We start from the raw sequence: 3,270 nt of genomic DNA, 5'->3' as shown, positions 1-3,270 counted from the left end.
GATGGCGTATGCCTGGAGGACCGGCGCCAGTGCCAGCGGGAGGACCGCTGGCGGCAGGTGCAGCCACCGACCGGTGGTGGCCATGAGCACCAGGAGGAACGCACCGTTGGTGACCAGGTTGGCCAGGATGCTGGCCACGAGCTTGCAGGTGACCACCCACCAGAACCCAAAGGGAGAGAGGAACATCTGCTCCAGCGTGCCCCGCAGGGCACTCCCTGATATGTAAGTGCCGAGTTCCTGAAAGGCGTGATTGGTCATGAGCACGAGCCAGTACCCCACGATGAGGGCCTCCAGAGTGCTGCCCAGGTGGGCCGGCGGCACCACGTAACGGGCACCGAGGAACAGCATGAGGAACAGGAAGTACGACAGCGCCAGTCCCGACACCGCGTTGATGGGGTGGCGCCGAAAATACACGTACTCGTCTCGGATCATGGCCACGAGGACGTGCCTCATGCTCCCCGACCCCCTTCACCCGTCGAACGCGGATCGCATCCGTCCATGGCACCGGGCCCCGCGCACTCCGCTCCGCCCGCGACCTCCGCCGTGGTGCGAAGTCCGGCGCCCGTGCGAGATGCGCCGGCACGCGCCTCCTGCCCGCCTCTGATCAGATGGAGGAATACCTGCTCCAGGTCGGGCGCGCGGTGGTCGACGGAGGCGAGGGCCGCTCCGTGATCCCGCAGCAACTCCACCAGGTCGTACAACCGGGTGGCTCGCTCCACGGTGACCTCGATGACGGTGCGGCCCTCTGCCGCGGTCACCTCCGCCCCGGTGAAGCTGGCGAAGATCGCTTCCCGGGCCCGCCCGGTCAGGCTCCCCTCCACCACGAAACGGTAGCTGCGGGTACTCAGCATCTCAAGGAGGTGGGGAACCTCTTCGTCGGCCAGCACCCGACCCCGGTGGAGCACGATCACGCGCCCGCATACCGACTCCACCAGCCGCATGTCGTGGCTGGCCACCAGCACGGCCCTGGCACGCTCGCGGGCCAGCTCAAGCAGCAACTGGCGCACGTCGAGGGCAGCTTCCACGTCCAGGCCGAGCGTGGGTTCGTCCAGCAGCAGTACTTCCGGATCCCGGACCAGGGCTGCACACAGTGCCAGCTTCTGTTGCATCCCCCGCGAGAGTTGCCCCACGAGAGAGCCGGCCCGGTCGAGGAGCCTGTAACGCTCAAGCAACTCCAGGGAGCGGGCACGGGCGGTCGTGGTGGGGATGCCGGCGAGGTTGGCGAAGAAGAGCAGATTCTCCAGGGCGGACCGGCTCCAGTGCAGGTTTCTCGTCCCCTCCAGCATGGCACCGACGCGGCGCAGTGCCTGCCGGGCCTGACGTCGCGGATCGAACCCGCATATGCGCACGCTTCCCGCCGTCGGTACCAGCAAGCCCAGGATGCACTTGATGGTGGTGGTTTTGCCGGCCCCGTTCGGCCCCAGTAGACCCACCACTTCGCCAGCGCGCACCTGGAAACTCACATCGTCGGCGGCCACTATCTCGCGCCCGGAGCGTCGGTACACCTTACGGAGGTGCGAGACGGTCAGTCCCAACGGTCATCCCTTCCCGATGGTACAGTTGCACGCGCCCATTCCTGAACATTCCATCTTTCGCCCCCACCTCCTGCCGGTCGCCGAGCGCGGTTCGCTCATCACGGACATGCCAAGTTTGCGCGAATGTGTCAGGTGAACCCTAAGCTCTGGCGCTGGCTGGTCACTGCCACTATTCCCCTGGTTGGTGTGGGCCTGGTGCTCGACGTTTCGGTCTGTACCTACGCGAAATAAGGTATTCCAATATGTGGGCCTGGGCCTGCTGACGGGCATTGGCACGGCAGCCGGCATTCCGGGGGCACTCGTGGGGGGAGCGTTGACGTTGGCCGATCAGTTCAGCCTGAAGGCATCGGCTCGCCCCAGCCGGCCCGGCTTGGCCCGGCACTGGGCTGCATCTTCGTGGCTGAAAGTCCAGGTCTGCCCTCGCCGCCCGCCCCGCCACTCGCCGCTGCTTGCGGGCGCATGGATCAATCACCCGGCGCTGCGGCCATGCTGAGCGACCTTATCCGCTGCAGCGCTGGACGCCCCTGGCAAAGTGTTGCCCTGTTTATTCCGGCTCGTATTCCCGAACGCGGCCCCTCTGCACGATCACGAGCCGGTGAAGCTGCACACGACCCAGGGGTACCAGCCGCGAGTTCAGCTACCTTGCCGCCCACGTCGCACTCGAGCATCACGAGCGCCTGGACAGCAGCGGCTACCCGCGCCGGCTCCGAGGGGACAGGATCCTGGGGATCGGAAGAATCGTGGCCGTGGCGGACGTGTTTTGCGCGATGACCAGCGACAGGCTGTACCGGCGCAAGGTCCTGCAGCGAGAAGCCATCCGCTACCTCATGACTGCCCGCAGCAAGTTCGGCCAGCGCTTCGTGCGGTGCAGCATTTCCCAACGGCACTTTCCTCAGACTGAACAAAGGCGAGCTTGCCGTGGCGGTCAGGCAGGACAGGCGCGACAGCGAACGCCCGGTAGTGAGGCTTCTGGCTGATGCCCGGAACCGGCCGGTGGAACCCCAGGAGCTTGCGCTTGCCGACGCGCCAGAGGTGGAAGTGGCCCTGGTGCTCGACAGCATTCCCGAGCAGGTACGTCAGGCCCTGGCCTCGCGGGGAGGAGAACGGTAATGAAATGTCCCCCTTCGGCCCACGTATTGGCGTCTGGGTGCTGTGTATGCCAGTGCATCTTTGCTCGCCCGCGTCGCCGGACGTCTGGGGAACGGGGACACAAGTCTTGGGGCGCTGCGGCCTTCCGCTCAAGCCCGCTCCCGGCGGTGGCCGCGGCGCCCCGTCCTTGCGCCGGGGACAGGATGGCCTTCAGCGCCTGTCGCAGGGTGTTCCTCCAGCCCCCAGGGGTACCTCGCGCCATTACGTGAGGGGCCGGAGTTCCCCTACCTCCACCACGTCGGTGATTGCGCCGCCCAGGCGACCGGGGACCAGGTGGCGGGCACGCAGGGTCTCCCGCGGCACTTTCCTGGTCACCAGGACGACAATGCTCGGTGTTCCCGTTACCCGGCCACCGATCTCCTTGTTCCCGAGCCCGATCCCCGCCACATTCGGCAGGGCGGGCATCCCGGCCACGCCGCGCAGCGGGCCATGGCGACCCTTCATCGCAGAGCCACCGTCCTTCCCTCCCCATCCTACGCCGGAAACCGCCTCGGGGGTGTCGGCGCCGCGGGGCCGGCACGTGGCCGTCCGGCGGGCCACGCGTTCCCGGGCCCAGGCCGGCGCCGTGGGAGCCCCTCGAACCCCG

Annotated in this window: 4 protein-coding genes and 1 pseudogene; 2 read left to right on the top strand and 3 right to left on the bottom strand. The window is 67.5% G+C overall.

The features are described from left to right. Together AB1609_18980 and AB1609_18975 are read right to left on the bottom strand one after the other, a co-directional pair. Window positions 1–453: hypothetical protein (locus tag AB1609_18980; protein ID MEW6048531.1), on the bottom strand; the 453-nt coding region annotated here is incomplete at its 3' end. Then, window positions 450–1,535 (bottom strand): ABC transporter ATP-binding protein, encoded by a 1,086-nt coding sequence (locus tag AB1609_18975; protein ID MEW6048530.1) that lies wholly within the window; start codon window positions 1,533–1,535, stop codon window positions 450–452. The genes AB1609_18980 and AB1609_18975, both read right to left, overlap by 4 nt. A 659-nt stretch (window positions 1,536–2,194) precedes the next feature. Between AB1609_18975 and AB1609_18970 the strand changes: the two are divergent. Together AB1609_18970 and AB1609_18965 are read left to right on the top strand one after the other, a co-directional pair. Beyond that, window positions 2,195–2,512, top strand: a pseudogene (locus AB1609_18970) (HD domain-containing phosphohydrolase). Continuing rightward, window positions 2,454–2,645 carry a hypothetical protein gene (locus tag AB1609_18965; protein ID MEW6048529.1) on the top strand — a complete coding sequence of 64 codons (192 nt, stop codon included), beginning with the start codon at window positions 2,454–2,456 and terminating at the stop codon, window positions 2,643–2,645. The pseudogene AB1609_18970 and the gene AB1609_18965 overlap by 59 nt, the downstream one beginning before the upstream one ends. A gap of 240 nt (window positions 2,646–2,885) precedes the next feature. Here AB1609_18965 and AB1609_18960 read toward each other — a convergent pair. Next, on the bottom strand, window positions 2,886–3,270 hold a 385-nt coding region (locus tag AB1609_18960; protein ID MEW6048528.1), incomplete at its 5' end, for a hypothetical protein.

The sequence above is a fragment of the Bacillota bacterium genome (assembly GCA_040754675.1).
Classification (GTDB): domain Bacteria; phylum Bacillota; class Limnochordia; order Limnochordales; family Geochordaceae; genus Geochorda.
Note: the sequence above shows the minus strand (reverse complement) of the source record. Positions and strands in the feature narration are given on the sequence as shown.